Source organism: Mycobacterium sp. (genome assembly GCF_039583785.1).
GTDB lineage: Bacteria > Actinomycetota > Actinomycetes > Mycobacteriales > Mycobacteriaceae > Mycobacterium.
In genome coordinates this window covers 1-4,251 of sequence record NZ_JAVKSG010000135.1, presented here as the reverse complement: position 1 = coordinate 4,251, position 4,251 = coordinate 1, and the positions used below count along the sequence as shown (strand labels likewise).

The window sequence follows — 4,251 nt, the reverse complement described above, 5'->3', positions numbered from 1 at the left end:
CGCTCTATCTTCGGCGTCCAGCCGGATGGTCAATGTCTGTGCCATACACGGTACTGTAGCACTGCAGCGTAACACGGGTTCGTGCGACGAGTCGCGCTGGAGCCGACCCGGACGACGTCGACGCCCTTACCGAGGTGATCGCAGAAATGGAACGCGCCGCCGTCTGGGCCGCCGCCCGTCGTTAAGGGCTGACCGGTGCCAGGCTGCCGGTGAGGCGCACACGGCGATGCGCACTGTCGGCGTAGCTTTGTAGCTTGGCGCTGAACGACCGAGGAGGTGGCGTATGTCGGATATGCGATTCGACGTTCCGCTCTACACCCTCGGAGAAGCGTCGCGATGCCTGTTGGTGTCGCGAACGACCCTGGCTACCTGGGCCGACGGGTACGAACGACGGTCTGCCACGGGGCCAACGGTGAAGGGGCAGCCGATTATTACTGCTTTTCCGCGGACAGCCCGGAGCGACGCTCGCCTGCCGTTCGTCGGCGTCGCGGAGGCCTATGTGCTCAACGCTTTCCGCCGAGCCGGTGTCCCGATGCAGCGGATACGTCCCTCTCTCGACTGGCTGACAAACAACGTCGGACCCCATGCCCTGGCGTCCCAGGATTTGTGCACCGACGGCGCCGAGGTGCTGTGGCGTTTCGCCGAAAGATCGGGCGAGGGGAGCCCCGACGATCAGGTGGTCAAAGGGCTGATCGTGCCGCGGTCCGGCCAGTACGTCTTCAAGGACATCGTCGAGCACTACCTGAAGCAGATCTGTTTCGCCGACGACAAATTCGCCACCCTGATCCGACTGCCGCAATACGGCGATGCCGATGTGGTGCTCGATCCGCGTCGTGGCTATGGGCAGCCGGTCTTCGACGCGAGCGGGGCTCGGGTCGCCGACGTGCTCGGCCCGCTGCGTGCCGGCGCGACATTCCAGGCCGTCGCCGACGACTACGGTGTGACCGAGTCCCAGCTGCGCGACGCTCTCGACGCCATTGCGGCCTGATTCGGAGCGACGTGTCGGTGCGCGCTTGTAGTGATGTGTCCTGCCTGCGCTTGTGTCGGTGAGTTCGCTGCTCGGCCGCGAGGTCTACGTGTACGCCGAGGTTGGTCGGCTCGTAGGCCTGCGTGGCGGGACGCCGAGGCGCTGGATCAACGGCTACACGAGAACCTGTTGTTGCGCAACGTGATTCATCTGCCGCGCCGGCGCGGTGTCGAGGATCAGGGCCGGGAGAGCCCCGGATGGCTAGTCGGCCAACCGGACCACCGGAGTTGCCCGGCGGGTGGTTCGGGCCGCAACCGCCGTGGCGCGTTCCGCCCGAACGTGTTCCCGTGATCGACGAAACCCTCGCCTTGCCGTACTCGATCGAGCGGTTGGGCAGCCACTACGTGTTCCGGCGGATCGTCGGCGGGGTGCCGGTTGAGGCGATCGTCGCGGCGCGCAAGCCCCCACCGACCTTGCGGACCGCCTACCCCGCGTGGGATCAGCTCGTCGCGATCACGGCTGGGCACCGCTACCAGGCGCTACGGCGCTACGATGGGGACCGTGGCCGAAATGACGCTTGAGCAGTTCGCACGCGAGCTCGACGGCCGCGGCTATCGCTACATGGACCTCGTCGGTCACCGCGAGTGGGCGCTCGCCGTAGTCGGCGCATTCGACTACGCAGTTGAGCACGGTGTCACGATCGAGCCGCGGCTGCGGCGGGAGGCACAGCGACTTCTCATCGATCACCCTGGAGCCGACCCGGACGACGTCGAAGCCCTTACCGAGGCGATCGCAAAAATGGAACGCGCCGCCGTCTAGGCCGCTGCCCTGACCTAGCCAGGACTGTCGACGCGGCTACCAGTGAGGCGCGCAGGGCGGAGCGCACCGCCGGCGTGGCTTTGTCGCTTGGCACTGCATGATCGAGGAGGCGGCGTATGTCGGATATGCGATTCGGCGTTCCGCCCTACACCCTCGCAGAAGCGTCGCGATGCCTGTTGGTGCCGCGCACGACCTTGGCGCCCTGGGCCGACGGGTACGAGCGGCGGTCTGCCACGGGGCCAACGGTGAAGGGGCAGAGGATAATTACTGCTTTTCCGCAACGCCTCCGCGCGGTAGGGGTATGTCCGTCCTTTGGCAAGATCGTATTTGGTGCCGCGGTTCCAGCTGATCTTGGTCGGGTCGGTGCCGATGAACCGGTCGACATCGGCTGCGCAGTCGACGATTACATGCTGCTGGCAGTAGGTGTGGTAGTCATCGACTTGACGGTTGTAGAAGCCAATCATGCGCCGGACGTTGTTTTCGACCGGGGGTCGCCTTCTATGGCGAACGCCGCGTTTTGCATCTGGATGTCGACAGAGAGGCTTTCCGTACCTCGACGCAAACCGATCAACGACCGAAGCGCCTCCCTCGTTTCACGGTCGGTCGAGTAGATTACTGTGCCGATCATCCCGCGAGTCAGCAGAACTTTGTAGACATGCCGGACTAGGACGTCGAATCTGTTGTCGGGCAACGTCGTCGAATTGCGAAAGTCAGGGTCTCGGTTGGCCTCGCGGACACTGACGAACCGCCCTTCTCGCCACACGAGATCGGGTCCGATGATCACGCCGTTCCAGTCGTACTCGAATCCCTGAGCCGTGTAGATACAGCCTACTTGCCCGAAACCACCTTCGTCAGTGGCCCAGAGGGCGCTGGGTGGTGCGTCTCCGATGCGCCGATCGCTCTTGCTGTTCCAAGGTTGTGACCAGGTCCCAATTCGAACGTCAGGAACGAGCGTCCCGTCTTTGCGGGCGTCGCTCCACGGCCAGCAGTACCCTGCTGTGATGCGCGCAGTGTATCCCCGCTGGATGCGACTCAACAGATAGCGTTCCATCTCCTCGGGAGTCTCAGCGAGTAGTACATGGAACTGCGGATCGCCCGACCACACGACTGGGGGGTCATTCTCGGCGAGTCCCAGCAGTCGGACAACCCAATGCACATATTCCTCGCTTCCGCCGCAACGGAACTGCTCGCCGAGCGCAATGTGCTCAAACCCGAGCCCGAGGTGTTTTGAGTGGCGTTCGATCTGGGTCAGAGTACCCATTTCGCCGGGACGCACGACTTGGTGCTCATCGAGGAGGAATACCGGCACTCGGGCAGCAGCGACGCGTTCGTCGATCTGCGGGCGATTCGTCCGCAACTCGGCACGAGTGTATCTATCGACAGATGTGTTCCGGATGCGGTGCGCCTCATCCATGATCAGCACGTCCAAGCCGTTGGGATCGGCGGTCATGAATTGGTTGAAGTACTTGAACAGCCCACGGACCTTCGGGGCTCGCGCAGCGGCGACTTTCCGGAGGGTCTGGGTGAACGACCTCGAACCGGTTGCGTGGACGACGGTACGGCCCTGCCGTGCCAGCTCGCCGACCAGCGACAGCGCTATCACGCTCTTGCCGCTGCCGGGTCCGCCGGTGACCGCGATCACCCGCTTGGTGTTCCCAGCGCGGGCGTGTTCGACGGCATGCATCACCAAATCGACTGCCAGCTGCTGGTTTCCGATCAGCCGGAACTGCGGTCGGTCGCGGATCTCGGCAGCGGCAAGCTTCAGCAGCTGTTTGGATGGCGCTACAGGAGAATTGATCAACAAATCCGCCGCCTGGCGCCCAGGCCCCGGATCGAGCCTGGACCGAAGAAATTTCAGCATGGCGCCCTTATCGGCGGCGGTGAAAAGCCTGCCTGTCGTTGACACTGGCACCGCCAGCAAATCCTTGACCAGCGCGGGATCTGAGGCGTTGTGCAGGTAGGCCATACCGGCCAACGCGTCGGGCTGGTCCGCCATCACTCGGGCGAAATCGAAAAGGTATTCACAGTAGCCCCGCACCTGGATAACCGGATGCAACCGCAGCCCTCCTGGAACACCGGGTACAACAACGATTTCCGGGTCGCCTTCGAAGGCGTACGCGGCCGACCACTGCTTCAACTCCACAACAACGTAAGAGGCTTCACCAGTTCGCGGATGCGTCCCAGCAAGGACAACGTCCGCTCTCTGCGACGTGAGCGGAAGGTGGTACTCGACCAACATCTCGACATCCCCGAGGCCGGCATCAACAAGGTCCGCGGCCAGGACCGGAAGGCTGCGCCTCCATGACGTCTGCTCGGCGGGGGCTGCGCGGCGACCTGTTCGGTACAGCATCTGCTCCAGCAATTGCTCCACCAAGGACTCCGGCGCCATCTGTCAAGGGACATGAGGATCTGCCCAGTGGCGGTCATGAGAACTGCCCGGTGGTGGCCACGTGATCTGCCCAGTC

The 4,251-nt window shown here is 63.8% G+C and carries 4 protein-coding genes and 2 pseudogenes; 5 read left to right on the top strand and 1 reads right to left on the bottom strand.

Annotation, left to right across the window (positions count from 1 at the left end; all coding sequences use genetic code 11):
* Positions 1 to 283: 283 nt before the first annotated feature.
* The 5 genes and pseudogenes from ABDV69_RS20335 to ABDV69_RS20315 all read left to right on the top strand — a co-directional run bounded on the left by ABDV69_RS20335 (position 284) and on the right by ABDV69_RS20315 (position 2,397).
* Complete coding sequence (locus tag ABDV69_RS20335; protein WP_343577572.1) at positions 284 to 988, top strand: DUF433 domain-containing protein; 705 nt, start codon at positions 284 to 286, stop codon at positions 986 to 988.
* 40 nt (positions 989 to 1,028) lie between these two features.
* Positions 1,029 to 1,145, top strand: a pseudogene (locus ABDV69_RS20330) (hypothetical protein); the annotation flags it as partial.
* Between the two features lie 79 nt (positions 1,146 to 1,224).
* Positions 1,225 to 1,548 (top strand): hypothetical protein, encoded by a 324-nt coding sequence (locus ABDV69_RS20325; RefSeq protein WP_343577571.1) that lies wholly within the window; start codon positions 1,225 to 1,227, stop codon positions 1,546 to 1,548.
* Positions 1,538 to 1,786 (top strand): hypothetical protein, encoded by a 249-nt coding sequence (locus tag ABDV69_RS20320; RefSeq protein WP_343577570.1) that lies wholly within the window; start codon positions 1,538 to 1,540, stop codon positions 1,784 to 1,786. The genes ABDV69_RS20325 and ABDV69_RS20320 overlap by 11 nt, the downstream gene beginning before the upstream one ends.
* A gap of 116 nt (positions 1,787 to 1,902) precedes the next feature.
* Entirely contained in the window at positions 1,903 to 2,397 is a 495-nt protein-coding gene (locus ABDV69_RS20315; RefSeq protein WP_343577569.1) for a hypothetical protein, read from the top strand.
* Here the strand turns inward: ABDV69_RS20315 and ABDV69_RS20310 are convergent.
* Positions 2,352 to 4,136: pseudogene (locus ABDV69_RS20310) on the bottom strand (DUF2075 domain-containing protein); the annotation flags it as partial. The gene ABDV69_RS20315 and the pseudogene ABDV69_RS20310 overlap by 46 nt on opposite strands.
* Positions 4,137 to 4,251: the final 115 nt, after the last annotated feature.

Coding starts and splice junctions, on each gene's coding strand:
- ABDV69_RS20335 (WP_343577572.1), top strand. CDS start 284: ATGTCGGATATGCGATTCGACGTTCCGCTCTACACCCTCGGAGAAGCG.
- ABDV69_RS20325 (WP_343577571.1), top strand. CDS start 1,225: ATGGCTAGTCGGCCAACCGGACCACCGGAGTTGCCCGGCGGGTGGTTC.
- ABDV69_RS20320 (WP_343577570.1), top strand. CDS start 1,538: ATGACGCTTGAGCAGTTCGCACGCGAGCTCGACGGCCGCGGCTATCGC.
- ABDV69_RS20315 (WP_343577569.1), top strand. CDS start 1,903: ATGTCGGATATGCGATTCGGCGTTCCGCCCTACACCCTCGCAGAAGCG.